Origin of the sequence: Hymenobacter psoromatis (assembly GCF_020012125.1) — a bacterium.
Classification (GTDB): Bacteria; Bacteroidota; Bacteroidia; order Cytophagales; family Hymenobacteraceae; genus Hymenobacter; species Hymenobacter psoromatis.
This window is the reverse complement of record NZ_JAIFAG010000001.1, coordinates 2,678,412-2,698,680: the sequence shown is the minus strand read 5'-3', so window position 1 is coordinate 2,698,680 and position 20,269 is coordinate 2,678,412. Positions and strand designations below refer to the sequence as shown.

The 20,269-nt window shown below is 54.6% G+C and carries 22 protein-coding genes and 1 pseudogene; 2 read left to right on the top strand and 21 right to left on the bottom strand.

The window, feature by feature from the left end:
* Window positions 1-16: 16 nt before the first annotated feature.
* The 15 genes and pseudogenes from LC531_RS11775 to LC531_RS11705 form a co-directional block, all read right to left on the bottom strand.
* Window positions 17-280, bottom strand: a complete 264-nt coding sequence (locus tag LC531_RS11775) for a hypothetical protein (protein ID WP_223650487.1) — start codon at window positions 278-280, stop codon at window positions 17-19.
* 220 nt (window positions 281-500) lie between these two features.
* The gene (gene ureG, locus LC531_RS11770; protein ID WP_223650486.1) at window positions 501-1,253 is read right to left on the bottom strand and encodes an urease accessory protein UreG; all 753 of its coding nucleotides are present in this window, start codon (window positions 1,251-1,253) and stop codon (window positions 501-503) included.
* 71 nt (window positions 1,254-1,324) lie between these two features.
* On the bottom strand, window positions 1,325-1,993 hold the full coding sequence (locus LC531_RS11765; protein ID WP_223650485.1) for an urease accessory protein UreF: 669 nt from the start codon (window positions 1,991-1,993) through the stop codon (window positions 1,325-1,327).
* A gap of 11 nt (window positions 1,994-2,004) precedes the next feature.
* Window positions 2,005-3,726 carry an urease subunit alpha gene (gene ureC, locus LC531_RS11760; RefSeq protein WP_223650484.1) on the bottom strand — a complete coding sequence of 574 codons (1,722 nt, stop codon included), beginning with the start codon at window positions 3,724-3,726 and terminating at the stop codon, window positions 2,005-2,007.
* 11 nt (window positions 3,727-3,737) lie between these two features.
* Window positions 3,738-4,829, bottom strand: a complete 1,092-nt coding sequence (locus LC531_RS11755; protein WP_223650483.1) for a DUF4238 domain-containing protein — start codon at window positions 4,827-4,829, stop codon at window positions 3,738-3,740.
* 10 nt (window positions 4,830-4,839) lie between these two features.
* Window positions 4,840-4,998, bottom strand: coding sequence for an urease subunit beta (locus LC531_RS11750; RefSeq protein ID WP_223650482.1), 159 nt, complete (start codon window positions 4,996-4,998; stop codon window positions 4,840-4,842).
* A complete protein-coding gene (locus tag LC531_RS11745) occupies window positions 4,988-5,368 on the bottom strand; it encodes a helix-turn-helix domain-containing protein (protein WP_223650481.1) in 381 nt (126 codons plus the stop codon). Before LC531_RS11745 ends, LC531_RS11750 begins: the two co-directional genes overlap by 11 nt.
* A 77-nt stretch (window positions 5,369-5,445) precedes the next feature.
* Window positions 5,446-5,646 carry a type II toxin-antitoxin system HicA family toxin gene (locus tag LC531_RS11740; RefSeq protein WP_223650480.1) on the bottom strand — a complete coding sequence of 67 codons (201 nt, stop codon included), beginning with the start codon at window positions 5,644-5,646 and terminating at the stop codon, window positions 5,446-5,448.
* The gene (locus tag LC531_RS11735) at window positions 5,643-6,377 is read right to left on the bottom strand and encodes an urease subunit beta (RefSeq protein ID WP_223650479.1); all 735 of its coding nucleotides are present in this window, start codon (window positions 6,375-6,377) and stop codon (window positions 5,643-5,645) included. The genes LC531_RS11740 and LC531_RS11735 overlap by 4 nt, the downstream gene beginning before the upstream one ends.
* A gap of 130 nt (window positions 6,378-6,507) precedes the next feature.
* Window positions 6,508-6,801, bottom strand: a complete 294-nt coding sequence (locus LC531_RS11730) for a GIY-YIG nuclease family protein (protein ID WP_223650478.1) — start codon at window positions 6,799-6,801, stop codon at window positions 6,508-6,510.
* 45 nt (window positions 6,802-6,846) lie between these two features.
* The gene (locus tag LC531_RS11725) at window positions 6,847-7,452 is read right to left on the bottom strand and encodes a spermidine synthase family protein (RefSeq protein WP_223650477.1); all 606 of its coding nucleotides are present in this window, start codon (window positions 7,450-7,452) and stop codon (window positions 6,847-6,849) included.
* A gap of 173 nt (window positions 7,453-7,625) precedes the next feature.
* Window positions 7,626-8,117: a GNAT family N-acetyltransferase gene (locus LC531_RS11720; protein ID WP_223650476.1), complete on the bottom strand. Its 492-nt coding sequence runs from the start codon at window positions 8,115-8,117 to the stop codon at window positions 7,626-7,628.
* An 82-nt stretch (window positions 8,118-8,199) separates the two neighbouring features.
* Complete coding sequence (locus LC531_RS11715; RefSeq protein ID WP_223650475.1) at window positions 8,200-9,144, bottom strand: Rossmann-fold NAD(P)-binding domain-containing protein; 945 nt, start codon at window positions 9,142-9,144, stop codon at window positions 8,200-8,202.
* 70 nt (window positions 9,145-9,214) lie between these two features.
* The gene (gene carB, locus LC531_RS11710; RefSeq protein WP_223650474.1) at window positions 9,215-12,442 is read right to left on the bottom strand and encodes a carbamoyl-phosphate synthase (glutamine-hydrolyzing) large subunit; all 3,228 of its coding nucleotides are present in this window, start codon (window positions 12,440-12,442) and stop codon (window positions 9,215-9,217) included.
* 405 nt (window positions 12,443-12,847) lie between these two features.
* Window positions 12,848-13,057, bottom strand: a pseudogene (locus LC531_RS11705) (Imm50 family immunity protein); the annotation flags it as partial.
* Window positions 13,058-13,116: 59 nt separating this feature from the next.
* Here LC531_RS11705 and LC531_RS11700 point away from each other — a divergent pair.
* Together LC531_RS11700 and LC531_RS11695 are read left to right on the top strand one after the other, a co-directional pair.
* Window positions 13,117-13,536: a helix-turn-helix domain-containing protein gene (locus LC531_RS11700; protein WP_223648781.1), complete on the top strand. Its 420-nt coding sequence runs from the start codon at window positions 13,117-13,119 to the stop codon at window positions 13,534-13,536.
* Entirely contained in the window at window positions 13,497-14,138 is a 642-nt protein-coding gene (locus LC531_RS11695) for a transposase (protein WP_336245534.1), read from the top strand. The genes LC531_RS11700 and LC531_RS11695 overlap by 40 nt, the downstream gene beginning before the upstream one ends.
* 384 nt (window positions 14,139-14,522) lie before the next feature.
* Here LC531_RS11695 and carA read toward each other — a convergent pair whose 3' ends face one another.
* From carA to LC531_RS11665, 6 genes are all read right to left on the bottom strand, one after another.
* Window positions 14,523-15,611: a glutamine-hydrolyzing carbamoyl-phosphate synthase small subunit gene (gene carA / locus LC531_RS11690; protein WP_223650473.1), complete on the bottom strand. Its 1,089-nt coding sequence runs from the start codon at window positions 15,609-15,611 to the stop codon at window positions 14,523-14,525.
* A 179-nt stretch (window positions 15,612-15,790) separates the two neighbouring features.
* Complete coding sequence (locus LC531_RS11685) at window positions 15,791-16,954, bottom strand: aspartate aminotransferase family protein (protein ID WP_223650472.1); 1,164 nt, start codon at window positions 16,952-16,954, stop codon at window positions 15,791-15,793.
* An 18-nt stretch (window positions 16,955-16,972) separates the two neighbouring features.
* Window positions 16,973-17,350: a hypothetical protein gene (locus LC531_RS11680; protein ID WP_223650471.1), complete on the bottom strand. Its 378-nt coding sequence runs from the start codon at window positions 17,348-17,350 to the stop codon at window positions 16,973-16,975.
* Between the two features lie 35 nt (window positions 17,351-17,385).
* The gene (argC, locus tag LC531_RS11675) at window positions 17,386-18,372 is read right to left on the bottom strand and encodes an N-acetyl-gamma-glutamyl-phosphate reductase (RefSeq protein WP_223650470.1); all 987 of its coding nucleotides are present in this window, start codon (window positions 18,370-18,372) and stop codon (window positions 17,386-17,388) included.
* Entirely contained in the window at window positions 18,356-19,552 is a 1,197-nt protein-coding gene (gene argG, locus LC531_RS11670; RefSeq protein WP_223650469.1) for an argininosuccinate synthase, read from the bottom strand. Before argG ends, argC begins: the two co-directional genes overlap by 17 nt.
* A gap of 128 nt (window positions 19,553-19,680) precedes the next feature.
* Entirely contained in the window at window positions 19,681-20,259 is a 579-nt protein-coding gene (locus LC531_RS11665) for a GNAT family N-acetyltransferase (protein WP_223650468.1), read from the bottom strand.
* Window positions 20,260-20,269 lie beyond the last annotated feature (10 nt).

Genomic DNA, 20,269 nt, shown 5'->3' with positions numbered 1-20,269 from the left:
GCTTTAGCAAGTGGGCTCAGCTAATTTTGCGTAAATAGTTAGTCAAATCGGTTGTGTTATGCAGATAAGAGTCAGGAAAATCTTGCAAGTCAATGCCTTCTAAGTAAAGAAGAGAATCCCAAATCAGATTTTCATCTCTAGCAGGTTCAGATAATATTTTCTTAACTTCAACAGATTCTCGTATTCTTAAAGCCCAATTTGCAGCATCTTCTCTACCGATTTTACCCGTTATGGCCGCTTGTAACTTTTGTGCAATATTGGCCAAAGAAATAGTTTCCATAATTCGAGATTTCTCAACTTCTCCAGCGCCCGCCGCTTGCCGGCTTCAGCGAGCGGGCCAGTAAGCCGGGGCCGCCGGATGCGCGGCGCTCGCCGGCCAGCGCCACCAGTTGCCCGCACGCGCAGGTTTGAGGGTGAAATGTAGGTGCCAGCGCGTAAAACTGTGGGAAGTGCGGTTTCGCCAGTTCCATAGGGTCGGGCGGTAGCCGGAGTATACTTGTTTAGCGGCGGTCTTCGCGCACGGCGGCCAGGGCCTGCGTTTTGGCCGCGTGAATGTGCGCGATGATGGTTTCTAAATTATGCCCATCCGAAGCGCGGGCAAATACAAACGGCCCGTCGCCGCGCATCCGGCGCGAGTCGCGGTCCATCACGCCGAGGTCGGCTTTGATGAGGGTAGCCAAGTCTATTTTATTGATAACTAAGAGGTCAGACTGCGTAATGCCCGGCCCGCCCTTGCGCGGAATCTTGTCGCCGCCCGATACGTCAATCACATAAATGGAATAATCGACCAGCTCGCGGCTGAAGTGGGCGGCCAGGTTATCGCCGCCGCTCTCCACGAATAAGTAATCTATCTGGTAATCAAACTTGTGCATTAACCCTTCCAGCGCGTCCATATTCAGCGAAATATCCTCGCGGATGGCGGCGTGCGGGCAGCCACCCGTTTCGACGCCCACAATGCGGTCGGCGGTCAGGGCGCTTTCGCGGATGAGAAACTCGGCGTCTTCGCGGGTAAAAATATCATTTGTGACCACCCCCAGGCGGTAGTCATCGCGCAGGTTTTCGCACAATGCCTTGAGCAGGGCCGTTTTGCCGGTACCCACCGGCCCGCCGATGCCCACCGTAAACGCCCGCTGGCGGAAGTTGCGGTAGGGGGGGAGGCGGCGGGTTTCGCGCTCCGCAAAGCTGCCCGGCGAGTCCAGGGCCTCGTGGCTGTGGCCGTGGAGCAGCAGCGCCAGTTTCTCAACGAAAGCCATAGGGGTAGGGATTATTGGCTAAGGATTAAGGACGCAAGATGAGCATGACCGTTCTTAATAGTAGCGTTCTATTAATTCTGAAAAAGCCGCGAATAAATATCGTCGTGAAAAATCTGCGCTATCTCAAGCAGCAGGGTGCAGCGCGTTGCTTCGGGGTAGGGCCGAATAGTGGCCGAATCCAGCAAACTCTCAAAAATAACGTAAAAATCGTGTTGGAGCAAGTGCCCCGCCATCGGCCCGATAAAGCCCAGGCGGATGGCCGCGCTCAGCTGGTCGCGCAACGCCAAGTGCAGGTAAGTGGCTTGAATATCAGCCAATGCAAAGCCAATTTTACCCAGGCTCAATCCAAACAGCGGCACAAAATGCAGCGGTAGCCCTTGCTGCGCCAGCGCTTGGCCCAGCTTGGCAAGTTCTGCTTCGGGGTAAAAGGTAGCGAGCAGCTTCAGCCAGTTTTTGCCCTGCGTGAGGCTGGCGCGGTGCAAAGCGGGCGTGAGCAGTTGCGCATCGTACTCCAAAAGGAGGGTAGGGAGGCTGTCATTGGTCGCCGTTGCCGCCGAGGTAATGAACGGAAGCTCAAACCCTACCGCCTGCTGCAAGAAGGAATACAGGTAGGCCCGAAACTCGGTTTCCGTCTTAATCAGCCCAAACATGAGGCTACTTTCCAGCCCGTAGGAATAGGCAAACGAGCCGGTTGGCAGGGCCGAATCGGCGAGGTGGAGCAGGCGAGCGAGGTGCGGCATGGGGCAACCCGCTAAAACAAGTTATAAAGCTGCGCCAGCGGCAGCGTTTGCGCCGGCTCGCAGGTCAGGTGCACGCCATCCACCATCACCCGATACGTCTCCGGGTCCACCGAAATATTGGGTAGGTAGTCGTTCAGCGCCATGTCCTTCTTGACTACCGTGCGGCAGCCCTTCACCGCCAGCACGCGCTTACTCAGGCCGTATTCTGTGCTCACTTTCTCTACCGAAGCGGCCGACACAAACGCCACTGAGCAGTACCCTACCCCCCCGCCGAACGCCCCAAACATCGGCCGCGAAAACGATGGCTGCGGTGTGGGAATGGAGGCGTTCGGGTCGCCCATCTGGGCCTGCACGATGACGCCGCCCTTGATAATCATTTCGGGCCGCGAGCCGAACAGGGCGGGTTTCCAGAGCACCAAATCGGCCAGCTTGCCGATTTCGACCGAGCCGATTTCGTCGGCCATGCCGTGGGCGCGGGCGGGGTTGATGGTGTACTTGGCCACGTAGCGGCGGGCGCGGAAGTTGTCGTTGGGGCGGGCTGCGCCGGCGTCTTCGGGGAGGGGGCCGCGCTGCTGGCGCATCTTGTGGGCTGTTTGCCAGGTGCGGGTGATGACCTCGCCCACCCGGCCCATCGCCTGCGAGTCGGAGCTGATGATGCTCAGCGCGCCCATGTCGTGCAGAATATCCTCAGCGGCGATGGTTTCGGGGCGGATGCGGCTCTCGGCGAAGGCCACGTCCTCGGGGATATTCTTGTCGAGGTGGTGGCACACCAGCAGCATGTCAAGGTGCTCGTCAATCGTGTTCACCGTGAACGGCCGCGTGGGGTTGGTGCTCGACGGAATGACGTTGGGCTCGCCGCAAATCTTGATGATGTCGGGCGCGTGGCCGCCGCCCGCGCCCTCCGTGTGGTAGGCGTGGATGGTGCGTCCCTTGAAGGCCGCCACCGAGTTTTCGACGAAGCCGCTCTCGTTGAGCGTATCGGTGTGGATGCACACCTGCACGTCGTACTTCTCGGCGATAGTCAGGCAGTTATCAATGGCGGCGGGGGTGGTGCCCCAGTCCTCGTGCAGCTTAAAGCCCAGCGCGCCGGCCTCCACCTGCTCGGCCAGCCCCTCGGGTTTCGAGGAGTTGCCCTTGCCCAAAAACCCGAAATTTAGGGGGAAGGCATCGGTGGCCTTGAGCATCATTTCGAGGTAAAACGCGCCCGGCGTGCAGGTGGTGGCCGTGGTGCCAGCGGCCGGCCCGGTGCCGCCACCCACCATCGTGGTCACGCCCGAAGCCAGCGCCTCGGTTATCTGCTGCGGGCAAATGAAGTGGATGTGGCAGTCGATGCCGCCCGCCGTGAGGATGTGCCCCTCGCCGGCCACCACTTCGGTGGTCACGCCCACCACCAGGCGCGCATCCACGCCGGGCATGATGTGCGGGTTGCCGGCCTTGCCAATGCCCACGATGCGCCCGCCCTTGATGCCAACATCGGCCTTGTACACGCCGGTGTAGTCGAGCACTAGCGCGTTGGTAATCAGCAGGTCGAGCGCGTCGGCCTGCCCGATGCCGGCCGCCTGCCCCATGCCGTCGCGCAGGGTTTTGCCGCCGCCAAACTTGCATTCCTCGCCGTACACGCAGTAGTCGCGCTCGACCTCAATCAGCAACTCGGTATCGCCGAGGCGCACCCGGTCGCCCACCGTCGGGCCATACATATCGGCATACGCCTGCCGGCTAAGGGGTAGGGACATGGGAAGGAGGCTTAAATTATTTTTTTGCTTCTAAACGCAATACTTAGCGCTCTAAATTTATGCAACATCTCTTGTTCATCATCGTGACTCATAAAGCCTTGATTTATATATTTTGCATAATAATCTTTTAGCACATTATAAGATTCGCGGGTGTCTAAATTTACTTTAGACTCAACCAGTTCTAAAACCTGTTTTATTGCATCTATTCTGAGTTCAAACGAGTCTTCATTTAAAAAATCTTGAGTTTCTTGGTACTGGTCAAAATCACTTTTCTCACCAAATACGAATCTTGAACTTTGTCTGAATATGATTTCATTAATCATGTTCACGTTTCCGTTGGGAATGAATCCCCGTTTGATAACGTTTATTCCCTGTGTATTATCATGATATAATTTTACTGCGAATTTTCTGTTAAGAGGTAAGATAAATTCGGTAGACTTTAAAAATGGTTCTTCCCTCTTATTAATAAAATCTTCTAAGCCTAGGGGATTATCGCTTGTTAAGAAGAAAGAATCTCCTTTAGTTATATTTACCTCAATCTTTGCAAATTGGTGAAAATCAAGTATATTTCTTGTCGTCGCTAAATGTTTATTTTTAAACTCGTTTGTGGTGTTTTCTGAAAAGTAATCTATGATGCTTTTAAGAGTCCATTCTCTAAAGCTAAAATCTTCGTCAAGGTAGGACAATCCCTTTTTGCCTTTTGTTATGGCCTCGGTATAAAGGTTAGAAATTTCTTTATTATGATGAGATAAAGCTCTTTTTAAGATTTTTGGATTCCGCATATGAAGGTGTAGTACTGCTAGCAATATCTCCATGCGTTGTTTGTTTGTTATATCAAATATTTCATTATTTGTTAAAATTTCATAAGCTCTAGAGTACATGGGTTCGATAGAGTCAGAATAAATTTTTTCGATGGCTAGGATATCTCTCTCAATTGATGTGTTTTTTTGTAAAGTGTAAAAATTAATCTCTGAGCAAATATTTCTAATGTTTGGTTTAAAGTATTTTTTATCTTTTTTATCGAACGTATTAATAAAATATTCCTTTCTAACTTTTGTTGCAAAGTTTTTCAGATATACTCTTGGGACGAAGTGCTGATTCATAATTAAGAAGTTACCCCAGCTTCCCGAGCGCCTGCTGCTTGCCGGCTTCATCGAGCGGGCCATCAAGCCAGCCGTTGCCACCGTACACGCGGCGCTCGCCGGCCAGCGCTACTAGCTGCACGCGCTTGCGCTTGCCCGGCTCGAAGGGGAAGGTAGGTTTAAAAGGCAAAATCCATTTCGGCCAGCTCGCGGCCCACGGCGCGCACGCCTTCCAGAATCCGGCGCGTCTGGGTGGGGCTGGGCTTCTTGTTGCCGGCAATGTACTGGCTGAGCAGGCTTTGGGTCATGCCCAGGCGCTTGGCAAGCGCGGCGGCGTTGATGACTTTGTAGGCTTCGAAAAACGACTTCAAATCGTAGGTGATTTTCACGTCCTCGATGCCCACGGTGCGGCCTGTGTCGCTGAGGGCCAGGTTCAACACCTCCACCATATTGGCTTTCAGTTCCTCGAAGCTGGTGCCGACCGTGTAGGCCCCTTCGCCCTCGTTGTAGGCGCTGTAACCGGTAGGGGTGCGCTCCACAATTATCTCGTACTTTTTCATATCCAGGGTGACTTAGCAGGTTTTTGTTGAGTAGTAAATTTACTACCTGGCTGGCAAAACGCAGTGTGCTGCCCGAGTTATTTCAGCCCGGCCTGTTTCAGCAACACGGCCGCTAGCCCTTTGCCGACTTCGGCGCTGCCGTGCAGTGGAAACTCGATGTAGCCACTGCGGGTAAGGGCTTTTTTGGTAGCGTGCGCCAGCTTGATGTGACTATCAGTTTGCGCGATTTTATACCAGCCATCCTTCATTAGCCGGCGGTGAAGTTCGGAGCTTTTCACAGCGGGCTTCCCAGCTTTCCCAGCGCCTGCTGTTTCCCAGCTTCATCCAATGGTCCATCAATCCACCCGTTTCCCCCATATACTAGCCGCTCGCCGGCCAGCGCCACCAGCTGCACGCGCTTGCGCTCGCCCGGCTCGAAGCGCACCGCCGTGCCGGCCGGGATGTGGAGCCGGAAGCTAAAGGCCGCCGCCCGGTCGAAGTCCAGCCCCGCGTTGGTTTCGAAGAAGGGGTAGTGCGAGCCCACCTGCACCGGCCGGTCGCCCCGGTTGAGCACTTCCAGCTCAATCACCTCGCGGTTCTCGTTGAGTAGCAGGTCGCCGTCGGCCAGCAGGTACTCGCCGGGTACTACGGCGGGGGTAGGCGCGGCGACGGGAGCCACCCGTTGCAGCCCGCTGCCGTAGAGCGCCAGCTCGGGCGCGCCGTGCTCGCGGCAAATGGGCTGGTGCACGGTCACGAGCTTGGTACCGTCGGGGAAAGTGCCCTCCACTTGCACCTCGGGCAGTAGGTCGGCCACGCCATCCAGCACGTCGGATAGACCCAGCAGCTGCTTGCCCTTGTCCATGAGCGCGGCTACCGATTCGCCATCGCGAATAAACTCCAGCAGCTGGGTGGCGAGCAGGGCAGCGGCCTCGGGGTAGTTGAGGCGCAGGCCGCGGGCGTAGCGCTTCTGGGCCACTACGCCGGCCTGGTGCAGCACCAGTTTGTCGAGGTCTTTGGGGGTGAGGTGCATGGGGGCTTTGGGGCGTTGAACGGTCAGGCAGACCCCAGGGAAGCATATCGCTTGGGGTAGTAACTCAATCGTTCAACAAGGTGAGCGAGATGCTTCCCTGCGGTCTGCCTGACGAGAGTTATTCAGCAGGCTAATGTAAGTCGGGTTCGCCGGTCCACGTTTCTAAATCTATGGCCTCCCAGGTTGGGTTGAACTCGGCTATCAGCTTTTCTTTTTTGGCGCGGCTCCAGCCTTTCAGTTCTTTCTCGCGGGCAATGGCCTGCTTGGGGTCGGGGCAAAGCTCGAAGTAGACCAGGAGGTTGGCCTGGTAGCGGCCGGTGAATTTATTACGCTGGCCCAGGGTGTCGCTATGCTCGTGCAGCCGCCGCGCCAAGTCGTTTGTTACGCCGATGTAGAGCACGGTGCGGCTGTTGTTGGTGAGCATCTAAACGTACATAGAACAGTGTATAAGAAGGGTCTGCCTGACCGTTTAGGCTAGCAAATTACTGTAAATTAACCACCCTCCATAGCCTATACTCAGCCCCGACGACAGCACCACCGCGCCGGCCCGCAGCCGCCGCCCAGCCCGCATGCGCAGCGTGAAGGGAATGCGCATCAGGCTCACTGCCGCCAGCATGCCCAGCACCGAGCCCAAGCCGAATAATAGAATGTAAGCCACCGCCTCCGCTGGGCGCGGAATGGCGCTGAGCACCGCCAGCACTAGCGCCCCGCTGCCGGCCAGCCCGTGCACCAGTCCCACGGTGTAGGCGAAGCCCGCCTGCCGCTGCGGCTTCTGAAACGACTGATACGAATTTCTATCAAGCAAGCGGCTGATGCCCAGGCCGATGAGCATCACGCCCACCACCACCTCGAAGTAGCCCGAGTGCAGCCACGTAGCCCGGCTGAAGATAATAACTGACCCAAACAGCACCAGCATGGTAGTGTGCCCCAGGCCCCAGAACAGCCCGTCGCGCAGGGCCGGCCCCAGCCGGTCGTGGCGCGTCACGAGGGTGCTTACTGCCAGCAGGTGGTCGGGCTCAAAGGCGTGGCCCATGCCCACTACGAGGGCGAATAGGAGGGGTAGGAAGCTATGCACAGTGTAATTACATAAGAATAATCAGGCAGACCATTCTGCGCATTAAGCAGAGAGGAAGCATCTCGCTCGCACTAGCGGATATGTAATCCTAATGCCAGCACGCGATATACTTCCTCTCTGCTTAATGCGCAGAATGGTCTGCCTGACGTTCTTCCAGGTAGCTGGCGGAAAACCTACACCGCCCGAATCATCCAAATCTGACAGCCGAAGTGGCCGCTATTGCCCAGTGGGGCAGGTAAATACGTGAAGCCCAGCCGCTCATAAAGCGGGATGGCCTGGGTCAGCTCGTCGGTAGTTTCGAGGTACACGCGGGCGTAGCCGTTGGCGCGGGCTGCTTGCAGGCAGTGGTCAATCAGGGCCTTCCCTACCCCCCGCCCGCGGGCCGCCGGCCGTAGGTAGAGCTTCACCAGCTCCACGGTATCAGCGGGCAAGCCCTGGGTAGGGAAAGTGCCGCCGCCACCCAGTACTTCGCCATCTACTTCGGCGGCGAAGTAAGCGCTGTGGGGCGTCTGGCTAAATAGTTCGTAGAGGTGGTCAGTAGCTTCGTCGTAGTAGGCCGTGCCGGGCTTGGCAGCACCAAATTCAGCCAGGGTGTCGCGCACGGCGCGGGCCAGGGCCGCGTTGTCGCCGGGCGCGATGGGGCGGATGGTAATAGTTGGGTCCAAAGCAAGAGTAAAACGGAGTGGCACTCCGTTCTTGATTAAGCATCTTCGTAACAAAAACGGAGTGCCACTCCGTTTTACAAACCTACTTCAGCAACTCGTGCAGCACCGTTTGCATCGAAAACGTGCGGTTGCCCGCTTCCTGAATAATGAGCGAGCCCGGCGCGTCGAGCACCGCGTCCGATACTTCCACGTTGCGGCGCACGGGTAGGCAGTGCAGGAATTTGGCGCTGTCAGTCAGGGTCATGTGCTCGGGCGTGAGCATCCAGCTCGGGTCGTTGCCGAGCACCTGGCCGTAGTCGCGGTAGCTGCTCCAGTTTTTGGCCTGCACGTAGTCGGCCCCTGCTAGAGCTTTGCGCTGGTCGTATTCAATGGTCGTGCCCTTCGTGAATTTGGGGTCCAGCTCGTAGCCCTCGGGGTGAGTAATAACGAAATCAACCCAGTCAATTTCCGAAAACCAGTCGCAGAACGAGTTGGGCACGCACTGCGGCAGTGCGCGCACGTGCGGTGCCCAGGTCAGCACCACTTTCACGCGTTCTTTTTTCTTCGTTTCCGCCACCGTAATCAGGTCGGCAAACGACTGCAAGGGGTGCAATGTGGCGCTTTCCAGGCTTATAACCGGCACTGTAGCGTAGTGCAGAATCTTGCTCATTACCTCCTCGCTATAGTCAGCTTCTTTATCCTTCAACGTAGGAAAGGTTCGTACGCCCAGCACGTCGCAATACTGGCTCATCACTGCGATGGCATCTTTGATGTGCTCCTGCGTCGAGCCGTTCATCACGGCCCCGTCGGCCATTTCTAACGTCCACGAGTCGGCCCCGCCGTTTAGCACCCAGGCCTGTGCGCCCAAGTTGTAGGCCGCTTTCAGGCTGCTGAGGCGGGTGCGCAGGCTAGGGTTGAAAAATATCAGCCCCACGGTTTTATTATTGCCAATCTGCTGGTAACCAAAGGGGTTTTTCTTTATTTCTAGAGCTTGAGCCAGGAGCGCTTTATAATCGCCCGCATCGGCGAAAGAAAGGAAGTTTTTCATGAATTATAAAATGGTAACATAGCTAAAAGAATGGTCTGCATGACGTTCTTTTAGCTGTGTTATCTGCAAGCTATCCCGCTTTATACTCGTTCCAGCTCTTAATCTTCAAGTCACTCATTTCCAGCTCGCAGAACGCATTAATAAACGCGCTTGCCAGCCGGGCATTAGTCAGCAGCGGAATATTAAAATCGACGGCCGTACGGCGGATTTTATAGTCATTATCCAGTTCGCCTTTCGTCAGGTTTTTGGGAATGTTGATGACCATTTCGATTTTCTTGGCCCGTAGGTAGTCCACCACGTTGGGTTGCTGCTGGCTGTCGGGCCAGTGGAGGAGGGTAGCGGCTAGGCCATTGTCGGTGAAAAACTTGTGCGTGCCCTCGGTGGCGTAGAGCGTGAAGCCGCGCTCTGCCAGCAACTGGGCCACGGGTAGCAGCGTCACCTTCGAGGCAATGGGGCCACCCGAAATCAGTACCGATTTTTGCGGAATGCGGTAGCCCACCGACAGCATCGACTTGAGCAGCGCCTCGGCGGCGGTGTCGCCCAGGCAGCCGACTTCGCCGGTTGAAGACATGTCCACGGTCAGCACCGGGTCGGCGCCGGCCAGGCGGGTAAAGGAAAACTGCGAGGCCTTGACACCCACGAACTTAGCATCGTACACTAGCTCGCTGGCGTCGCGCTCCACGGGCACGCCCAGCAGGATTTTGGTGGCCTTGGTAATCAGATTATTGCCCGATACCTTCGACACAAACGGGAAGCTGCGCGAGGCGCGGATGTTGCACTCAATTACCTTCAGGTCGTTGTTTTTACCCAGAAACTGGATATTGAACGGCCCGCTAATTTCGTAGCGCTTGGCGATTTTTTCGGCAATGGCTTTGAGGCGGCGCACCGTCTCCACGTACACCTTTTGGGGGGGGTAGTACATGGTGGCGTCGCCCGAGTGCACGCCCGCAAACTCGACGTGCTCCGAGATGGCGTAGCTCACGATTTCGCCGTGGTCGGCCACCGCGTCCAACTCAATTTCCTTGGCTTCCTCGATGAATTCCGATACCACCACCGGGTACTCAGTGCTCACTTCCTTGGCTACTTTGAGGAAGTTTTCCAGCTCGTACTTATTGGAAACTACGTTCATGGCCGCGCCCGACAGCACGTAGCTTGGCCGGATAAGCACCGGAAAGCCCACCTTGCCTACGAACTCAAACACGCCTTCCAGCGTCGAAAGCTCGCTCCAGCGCGGCTGCGAAATGCCCAACTCGTCCATAATAGACGAGAACTTGTGGCGGTTCTCGGCCTCGTCGATGCGCTCGGGCGAGGTGCCCAGCACCGGCACGTTTTCCTGGTGCAAGCGCATGGCTAAGTTATTGGGAATCTGGCCGCCCGTGGAGAGAATTACCCCGCCCGGCTGCTCAAAATCCAGAATATCCATTACCCGTTCAAACGACAATTCCTCGAAATACAGCCGGTCGCTCACGTCGTAATCGGTGCTGACAGTTTCGGGGTTGTAATTAATTACAATCGTTTTGTAGCCCTCGGCGGCGGCGGTCTGGATGGCATTCACACCGCACCAGTCAAACTCCACGCTGCTACCGATGCGGTACACGCCCGAGCCCAGCACGGCCACCGCTTTCTCGGTTTCCGGCTCCAGGTCGTTTTCGGTGCCGTGGTAGGTGAGGTACAGGTAGTTAGTCTTGGCCGGAAACTCGGCGGCCAGCGTATCTATCTGCTTCACCACCGGCACGATACCCAGCGACTTGCGCAGCGTGCGCACGCGCAATTCGCTGTTGCGCAGGTCGTTTTCGCCGTAGAACCTGGCGGCCAGCTGCATATCCGAGAAGCCCAGCTTCTTGGCTTCAACTAGCAGCGCCTTATCGGGCGTGGTGCCGTCGCCGAGGGGTAGGAGCCGCTGGCCCATTTCGAAAATAGTGCTCAGACGCTGCAAAAACCACAGGTCGATTTTGGTCAACTCGTGGATTTGCTCCACCGTATAGCCCAACTCAAATGCCTGATTGATAGCGAAAATACGCTCCTCGTTTGGGTCGCTCAGCAGCTTGTCTACCTCTGCGTGAGTCACGTCGGCCTCGGGGCGGTTGGCCACGAAACCGCGGCGGCCGGTGTCCAACATGCGCAGGCCCTTCTGAATGGCTTCCTCAAACGAGCGGCCGATGGCCATTACCTCGCCCACGCTCTTCATGCTACTGCCAATCTGCCGGGTCACGCCGTCGAATTTGCCCAAATCCCAGCGCGGCAATTTCACCACCACGTAGTCGAGCGCCGGCTCAAAAAGCGCTGAGGTTGTTTGCGTTACGCTGTTCTTCACCTCAAACAGCCCGTAGCCCAGCGCCAGCTTGGCCGCCACAAAGGCGAGGGGGTAGCCCGTCGCCTTTGAGGCCAGCGCCGACGAGCGCGACAAGCGCGCGTTCACCTCAATCACGCGGTAATCTTCCGAAACCGGGTCGAGCGCGTACTGAATATTACACTCACCCACGATGCCCAGGTGCCGAATGGTTTTGATGCCAATCTGGCGCAGCTTGTGGTACTCGCGGTTGCTGAGCGTCTGCGACGGGGCCACTACAATGCTCTCGCCGGTGTGAATGCCGATGGGGTCGAAGTTCTCCATGTTGCAGACCGTGATGCAGTTATCGTAGCAGTCACGCACCACTTCGTACTCCACTTCCTTCCAGCCCTTCAGCGACTCTTCCACCAAAATCTGGTCGGAAGTCGCAAAGGCCCGCTCGGCCAGCGCCCGCAACTCGGCCTTATTATTGGCAAAGCCGCTGCCTAGCCCGCCCAGCGCAAACGCCGCCCGAATAATCAGCGGAAAGCCGATTTCCAGGCCCGCCGCCAGCGCATCGTCCATCGTCGTCACGGCGCGGCTACGGGCGGTTTTTACGTCGATTTCGTTGAGCTTGTCAATGAAAATATCCCGGTCCTCGGTGTCGATAATCGACTGCACCGGCGTGCCGAGCACGCGCAGATTATACTTCTCGAAAATATTATTCCGGTAGAGTTGCACCGCGCAGTTCAGCGCCGTTTGCCCCCCAAACGCCACCAGAATGCCGTCGGGTTTTTCCTTCTTAATGACCTCCTCGACGAAATACGGCGTGACGGGCAGAAAATACACGTCGTCGGCAATATTATCCGACGTTTGCACGGTCGCAATATTGGGATTAATCAGGATGGTCGTAATGCCTTCCTCCTTCAGCGCCTTCAGCGCCTGCGAGCCGGAGTAATCAAATTCGCCCGCCTCGCCGATTTTCAGTGCGCCGGAGCCGAGAACCAGTACTTTCTTGATGTCTTTCATTGCGTGCTTAAAGCCTTCTACATGAGAAGGAAGCGAGTGTAAAAATTAATTACGTTTCTGTCCGTAAGACATTACGCCAATGCTATTAAAACGCATTGCTTTGGCAAAAACCTGATTACAAATAAGTAATTCTTTGCTTTGCATAAGCGTGCTTATTTGTGGTAGTAGTTCGTTAAGCCTCATCCGTCGTGAGTTTTCTTCATCAATTAATTATATATCATCATTGTTGAAAAAATCACAAACTATGTTGGCTACTTTATCTACTTGATAATCGTGGACTTGCTCGGTACTTAATCCAATATAAGTCCACTCAGACCACTCGAAATCCCGTATAAAGTCTTGACTTGCCGTAACAATATTAGTCGCAAGAGACATATCAACTGCCTCTATGTCAATTAGTGGCACCTAAGTAACTGATTCAATTGGTATTAGGCTTAGTATAAATACTTCTTCAGCTTTAACTGAAGCCACTAGGCCAACTGATGAGTCAAACGCACATTCAATAGATTTTCCTACCTCTTTAAATTCTAAATCAAAAATGACATTTTGATGGCTAAAATCCTCAAAACTCATTTCTTGTATTCCAGTAAAATTTAATTCTATTTGGCAGTTATTAACTTGCTTATAAGTACTCGTTGCTAATTAGTTTATATTATAATGATTAGCTTTGCATCATGTCAAGAGTTAATACCCCCTTACTGAGTAAATCTGAAAAGTCAGCCTTAGAACAAGGAGCTAGAACGGGAAAGACGCCCTGTTTTCGTGCTAGATGCGAAGTGATTTTATTAAAAGCTATCGGGCTCACCTCAGAGCAAGTAGCCAAGTTTACGGCTATGACTTATGTAAGTGTTAATGGGTGGACAAAACGCTATCAAGAGGAGGGTATTGAGGGACTACAAACAAAGACTGGACGCGGGCGCAAAGCAGTAGTAAGCGTAGTGGAGGATAAAGAGTCTGTTTTGCAAGCTATCAAAGCAAATAGACAACGTATTGAAACGGCTAAAGCGGAATGGGAACAGGAAACTAACAAATCGGTTAGCTTGAGCACCTTTAAATCTTTTTTAAAAGTCTTGACGGACGATATAAGCGAATAAGAAGGCGCTGTAAAGGCAAGCCCTGCCCGGATTTATATGCCTTAAAGAAGGCGCAATTAACTGAATTAGAGATACTTTGCGAGCAAGGTTTTCTAGACTTATTTTACGGAGATGAAAGCCATGTGTGCAGTACGGGCTACGTGCCCTACGGGTGGCAGTTCCTAGGAGAAGAAGTTTTCATACCAGTTGAGAAAGGCTATAAAATCAATATTTGGGGACTTATTAGCCGACGCAATCAAACCCATTGGTTAACAACGGAAACGACTATTAGCGCAAATTTTATCTTTACACAACTAGAAGAATTATCTTTTAAGATTCGAAAGCCAACAGTAATTGTGGTAGATAATGTAAGTATCCACAAAGCGCAGCTAATCCAGCAGCAATTACCTTTTTGGGAAGCCCGCGGATTACGTGTATTTTATTTACCTACTTATTCGCCACACCTCAATATTGCGGAAACATTTTGGCGTAAATTAAAGAAAGAACAGCTTGACCCAGGTGACTACTTTAATAAGGATACTCTTTTCTACGCAGTTAATCGTTGCTTAGCGCAAGTAGGAAATTTATGGAGAATAAATTTCTCAAAATTTAACATAAACTAATTAACCACGGGTACTTAGTAGCCTCGCATGTCCAGTTCATTTATGAACTCGTGAGTTTCTACCAAGAAGGTGACGGTTGCGCGGTAGTCAGGGTGCGCCTCAAAGGTTACTTTTAAAACTTCTGCATCGTGGAAGCTAAGCCAGTAGCCAAAGCGTTGAATAACAATCTCATGATTATTTATTCGGCTGACCGCAGTGTTTTCTTACTCTGACATTTGCTTTGGTTTCTTTTATTTACCTCCCTCCACGCGGCGCCTCACCCCCCGGCCCCCTTTTCGAAAAGGAGAGGGGGAGCCGAACGATTTGCTGACGATTGCGCCCGGTAGCCCCTCCGTGGCTCCCCCTCTCCTTTTCGGAGAGGGGGCCGGGGGGTGAGGCGACACGTTAGCGCTCCACCTTATACTTCTCCACAGAAGCCAAAAAGTCGTCAAACAGATACTCGGTATCTACTGGGCCGCCGGCGGCTTCGGGGTGAAACTGCACCGCGAAGAACGGCTTGGTTTTGTGGCGAATACCCTCGCAGGTGCCGTCGTTCAGGTTCTCGAAGAGGCCTTCCCAATCGGCGGGCAAGTTCTTCATATCCACCGCGAAACCGTGGTTTTGCGAGGTCACGTAGCACTTGTTGGTGCCGATTTGGCGCACGGGCTGGTTATGGCTGCGATGGCCGTATTTCAGCTTGTAGGTGCTACCCCCGCAGGCCAGGCCCATGAGCTGAATGCCCAGGCAGATGCCGAAAATGGGCTTGTCGCCGGCCAGCGCGGTGCGCAGGTGGCCGATGGTTTTCTCGCACATCGTGGGGTCGCCGGGGCCGTTGCTCAGGAACAGGCCGTCGTAGTCGAGTTGGTTGAAATCGTAGTCCCAGGGCACGCGGGTTAGCGTCACATCGCGCTCCAGCAGGCAGCGGATGATATTGTTTTTCACGCCGCAATCGACCAGCACGATTTTGTGCTTGCCGCTGCCGTAGCGCTTCACGCCGTCCACGCTCACTTGGGCCACGAGGTTGTCCTCGTTGGGGTCGTGCAGCGGAATGTCGTGGTCGGGCGTAATGATTTTGCCGAGCATCGCGCCCTCTTCGCGCAGTTTCTTGGTCAGCATCCGCGTATCCACGTCGTAGATGCCGGGAATATCGTGCGCGGCCAGCCACTCGCTCAGGCTTTGCGAGGCGTTCCAGTGGTTGTATTCGTCGGAATAATACGAGACCACGAGGCCCGAAATATGTACCTGGCTCGATTCGAGCGCGCTCGAAATATCCTGCTCAATCTGCTCCATCGGCACGCCGTAGTTGCCCACCATCGGGTAGGTGAGCACCAGAATCTGGCCCCGGAAAGAGGGGTCAGTCAGATTTTCGGGGTAGCCCGTCATGGCTGTGCTGAACACGACCTCGCCCGCTGACGCCGTGTAGGCCCCGAACGACTTGCCTTCCAGCTCGGTGCCGTCGGCTAGGATGAGTTTTACCGACTTTGTATTTTCCACTTGTTGAGTTCTATGTAAAACGGAGTGGTACTCCGCTTGTCGCTTGAATTAATTAAAATACTATTCATCATGCAGCGCATTTTGCGCATTCAGCAGAGAAGAAGCTTCTTACGTGCTGACATTGGGATTGCTAACCCAACGATGCGAGCGAGATGCTTCCCTTCGGTCTGCATGACGTTTTAATTCTGCTCGACTACCGTGTTTTCCAACGCCACCTTAGCCGGCTCCAGCGCATATAGCGCCTGCAAAAACCGGTCTGCCTGCGCCTTGGCAATAGTTAAGGGGGGTAGTAAACGCAGCACGTTCGGGTCGCTGGCGTTGCCCACAAAAATGTGGTGCTCGTGCATCAACTTATCGCGAATTTCCTTGATGGGGAAATTGTATTTCACGCCAATCATCAGCCCTCGGCCGCGCACGAGGGTAGCCTGGCTGTGCGCCCGCAATTCCTGCATGATATAGGTGCCAAGCTCAGCGGCGTGGGCTACCAAATTTTCCTGTTCCAATACTTCGAGCACGGCCAGGCCGGCCGCGCAGGCCAGGTGGTTGCCGCCGAAGGTGGTGCCCAAAAGGCCGAAAGAGGCCTTGTACTGGGGCGCAATGAGGATGCCGCCGATGGGGAAGCCATTGCCCATGCCCTTCGCTACGGAAATAATACCGGGCCGAATACCCGCATATTGATGCGCGAAAAACTTGCCGCTGCGGCCATAGCCGCACTGCACCTCGTCGGCAATGAGCAAGGCCCCGTGCGCGCCGCACACTAGCGAAAGACCCACCAGAAAATCGTCAGGCGGACTAATGACGCCGCCCACGCCCTGAATCGGCTCCACGATGACCGCGCATACGTCGCCGCCGCGCAGTACTTCTATTACTGCTTGCAGGTCGTATTCCAGAAAGGAAACTACGTGGCCAGCGTTGAAGGGAGCCACTATTTTGGGGTTGTCGGTCGCCGCTACGGCACCCGACGTGCGGCCGTGAAACCCGCCCTTAAAGGCGATAACCCGGTTTTTGCCGGTGTGGAAAGAGGCGAGTTTCAGCGCGTTCTCGTTGGCCTCGGCACCCGAGTTGCACAAGAACAGCGTGTAGTCGCCGTAGCCCGACACCTCACCCAGCTTCGTGGCTAGCTCGCGCTGAATCGGAATCTGCACCGAGTTGGAGTAGAAACCGATGTTTTGCAGCTGCTCAGTGAGGCGCTGCACGTAGTGTGGGTGGCTGTGGCCGATGGAAATCACGGCGTGGCCGCCGTAAAAATCCAGATACTGCTGGCCCTGCTCGTCCCAGAGCGTCGCGCCCAGCGCCCGCACGGGGGTAATGTCCACTAGGGGATAGACGTTGAAGAGGTTCATAGTTTAGGCGTTTGGATTTTATAAAAAATAAAAAGGGATGATTAATAAAAGTAGCGAAAAAATTCTATGAATCAAAAAATAATTCGGCTCTACAATTGTTTGTTGATTTAATAAATCCTCATCGTTCAAACTTTTAGTGCTGAATAATACTATTGTAAAAATTATAGCCCCAACAATATAAAGTATAAATTCAAATTTTGAAGGAATTAAATAGCCTGAAGATTTAAATCCGTGTAATGAAAATATTATTTCCTCATACACTATAAAAAGAGAAAGGGCATTTATTGTAAAAAGCAGACTAATAGTTATTCTAGCAGTAAACAATGGGGTTCGGTTGCTCGCAGGAATGATTCTGTAAGCATCAAAAACTAATTTTTCTAAAAAACTAGCACTCATGAAAAAGATAATTTAATTTTATAAAGATAAAATTTCTAAAAATACGAAGCCTTTATCCCTAATCCCGTCGTTTCCTCCAATCCAAACAGCAGGTTCATATTCTGCACCGCCTGGCCCGATGCGCCTTTCAGTAGGTTGTCGAGGGCGGAAGTGATAAGCACCTGGTCGTCGTGCCGGACTACGTGCAGCAGGCATTTATTGGTGTTCACCACTTGCTTGAGGTGAATTTCCTGCTCCGCTACCACCGTGAAGGGCGCAGCGCGGTAGTAGTCGGAGTACAAATTTTGTACCTCTAGTACGGAAAGTTCACACGTAGTATAAACGGAGGCGAAGATGCCCCGCGTGAAATTGCCCCGATAGGGAATGAAGCGCACTGGCTGCCCGAAGCCCGGCTGCAAGCCCACCAGCGTTTCGCCGATTTCGCCTAAGTGCTGGTGGGTGAAGGTTTTGTAAGTCGAGATGTTGCCGGTGCGCCAGGTGAATCCTGTTGTTTCGGCCAGCCCACGCCCCGCGCCCGTGCTGCCCGTGATGGCCGATACGTGCACCGCCTCACGCAACAGCCCGGCCGCCGCCAGCGGCAGCAGCGCCAACTGAATGGCAGAGGCAAAGCAGCCGGGATTGGCTACGCTGTCGGCGGTGCGGATGGCGGCGCGGTTCAGCTCGGGCAGGCCGTAAACAAATTCCCTACCCCCCGCTTTTTGGTCGGCCGCCAAGCGGAAATCGTTGCTCAGGTCGATGACTTTCGTGCGGGGGGGTAGGGGTGTTTTCAGCAGCCACTCGCGCGAATTTCCGTGGCCCAGGCACAGGAACACCACGTCTTCGTCGCCGCGCAATTCGCTGGCAAAGGTCAGGTCGGTGTCGCCCACCAAGTCGTCGTGCACCGAGTGTAGCGGCTGCCCAACCTGCGTTGAGCTGACCACGGTGCCGATTTCCACGTGGGGGTGGTGCAACAGCAGCCGTATTAATTCGCCAGCCGTGTAGCCCGCGCCCCCTACGATGCCCACCTTAACCTGCTTGCTCATCTTGCAGGCTAGCGTGAATTTTCAACTGGTTCCCAAAAATTTTGATGAATCCCCGCGCATCGCGCGAATCCCAGGCGTTATTCTCCTCGCCGTAAGTAGCCACCTTCGACTGCATCATGTCGTACTTCGACTCAATGCCCAGCAGCTCAAAATGGTAGGGGCGCAGCTCCACGAATACCGTGCCTGTCACCCGCGCCTGCGACGACAACAAAAACGCCTCAAAATCGCGCATTACCGGGTCGAGGTACTGCGCCTCGTGCAGCAGCGTGCCGTACCAGGTCGCCACCGGCTCCTTATGCAACTGCTGCCAGCGCGAAAGCGTGTGCTTTTCCAGCAAGTGGTGCGCCTTGATGAGCAGCAGCGCCGCCGGGGCTTCAAAGCCTACCCGGCCCTTGATACCCAGAATGGTATCGCCCACGTGCGTATCGCGGCCGATGGCGTAGGCCCCAGCAATATCGTTGATTTGCTGAATGAGCGACACGGCATCCATTCGCTGGCCATTTAGCGCCACCGGCTCGCCTTTTTCGAAGGTGATTTCCAGCTGCGTCGGTTCAGTTTTGGAAAGTTGGGTGGGGTAGGCGCTTTCGGGCAAGGCTTGGCGCGACGTCAGCGTTTCAACGCCGCCCACGCTGGTGCCCCAAATGCCCCGGTTAATGGAATATTTGGCCTTCTCCCAACTCATTTCGAAGCCTTGGTCCTGCAGATACTTAATTTCCTGCTGGCGCGATAATTTCTGGTCGCGGATGGGGGTAATTATCTCCACATCGGGCGCAATAACGGCGAATGCCATGTCGAAGCGCACTTGGTCGTTGCCCGCGCCGGTGCTGCCGTGCACGATGTAGTCGGCCCGCTCCCGCCGCGCATACTCCGCAATGGCCAGCGCCTGAAACATCCGCTCGGCGCTCACGCTCAACGGGTAAGTATCATTCTTGAGCACGTTGCCAAACAGCAGGTAGCGCAGGCAGTCGTGGTAGTAGCGCTCGGTGATGTCGATGACCTCGTGCCTGGTTGAGCCCAGCTCGTAGGCGCGCTGCTCGATGGCTTTTAATTCCTCGTCGGAAAAGCCGCCCGAATTCACGATGACAGTGTGAATTTCCCAGTCTTCTTCACGGGTGAGGTTCACCACGCAATACGACGTGTCTAGGCCGCCGCTGTACGCTACAATCGCCTTTTTTTTCATTAGGATATAGCACCGGGCTTCGACCTGGTGAGTCGTTGAATAATAAATAGCGCGAATTTTCGGTCCGCGAGTATGAGCGGCAATATTTTCTAGTCTCTTGCGGCTCACTTATGAATTAAAAGCCCGCGCTACTGCACCACCGGCAAGCGCATTTCCTCTGGTATCTCCACGGCGGGTAGCGGGGCGTTCAAATCATCGAAGACCATGCCGGTACAGAGGCACAACTTGCGCTCATTCTCTGTTAGAATACCGAAGTTTTTGCAGCTTTTGCAGCCTTTCCAGAAATCTTCGCTGGTAGTTAGTTCTGAGAAAGTGACCGGCTTATAACCCAGGTCGCTGTTAATTTTCATCACCGCCAAGCTGGTGGTAATACCGAAAATCTTAGCCGCAGGATATTTGGTGCGCGAAAGCCGGAAAATCTCGCGCTTAATGGCGCGGCCCAGGCCATGCTTGCGCAGCTCCTTGTTCACTACCAGGCCCGAATTGGCCACGAACTTGCCGCTCTCGAAGGTTTCGATGTAGCAGAAGCCAGCCAACTCGCTGCCCATGAAGGCGAGCACGCTATTGCCCTGACGCATTTTTTCGCGCACATACTCCGGGTCGCGCTTGGCGATGCCCGTGCCCCGCTGCTTGGCCGACTCAATGTACCACTGGCATAGTAGGTCCGCATAATGCGTATCTGCGGCCGTTGCAACCCGAATTGTCATGATTAATAAA

Coding starts and splice junctions, on each gene's coding strand:
- LC531_RS11775 (WP_223650487.1), bottom strand. CDS start 280: ATGGAAACTATTTCTTTGGCCAATATTGCACAAAAGTTACAAGCGGCC.
- ureG (WP_223650486.1), bottom strand. CDS start 1,253: ATGGCTTTCGTTGAGAAACTGGCGCTGCTGCTCCACGGCCACAGCCAC.
- LC531_RS11765 (WP_223650485.1), bottom strand. CDS start 1,993: ATGCCGCACCTCGCTCGCCTGCTCCACCTCGCCGATTCGGCCCTGCCA.
- ureC (WP_223650484.1), bottom strand. CDS start 3,726: ATGTCCCTACCCCTTAGCCGGCAGGCGTATGCCGATATGTATGGCCCG.
- LC531_RS11755 (WP_223650483.1), bottom strand. CDS start 4,829: ATGAATCAGCACTTCGTCCCAAGAGTATATCTGAAAAACTTTGCAACA.
- LC531_RS11745 (WP_223650481.1), bottom strand. CDS start 5,368: ATGAAAAAGTACGAGATAATTGTGGAGCGCACCCCTACCGGTTACAGC.
- LC531_RS11735 (WP_223650479.1), bottom strand. CDS start 6,377: ATGCACCTCACCCCCAAAGACCTCGACAAACTGGTGCTGCACCAGGCC.
- LC531_RS11730 (WP_223650478.1), bottom strand. CDS start 6,801: ATGCTCACCAACAACAGCCGCACCGTGCTCTACATCGGCGTAACAAAC.
- LC531_RS11715 (WP_223650475.1), bottom strand. CDS start 9,144: ATGAAAAACTTCCTTTCTTTCGCCGATGCGGGCGATTATAAAGCGCTC.
- carB (WP_223650474.1), bottom strand. CDS start 12,442: ATGAAAGACATCAAGAAAGTACTGGTTCTCGGCTCCGGCGCACTGAAA.
- LC531_RS11700 (WP_223648781.1), top strand. CDS start 13,117: ATGTCAAGAGTTAATACCCCCTTACTGAGTAAATCTGAAAAGTCAGCC.
- LC531_RS11685 (WP_223650472.1), bottom strand. CDS start 16,954: ATGAACCTCTTCAACGTCTATCCCCTAGTGGACATTACCCCCGTGCGG.
- LC531_RS11680 (WP_223650471.1), bottom strand. CDS start 17,350: ATGAGTGCTAGTTTTTTAGAAAAATTAGTTTTTGATGCTTACAGAATC.
- argC (WP_223650470.1), bottom strand. CDS start 18,372: ATGAGCAAGCAGGTTAAGGTGGGCATCGTAGGGGGCGCGGGCTACACG.
- argG (WP_223650469.1), bottom strand. CDS start 19,552: ATGAAAAAAAAGGCGATTGTAGCGTACAGCGGCGGCCTAGACACGTCG.
- LC531_RS11665 (WP_223650468.1), bottom strand. CDS start 20,259: ATGACAATTCGGGTTGCAACGGCCGCAGATACGCATTATGCGGACCTA.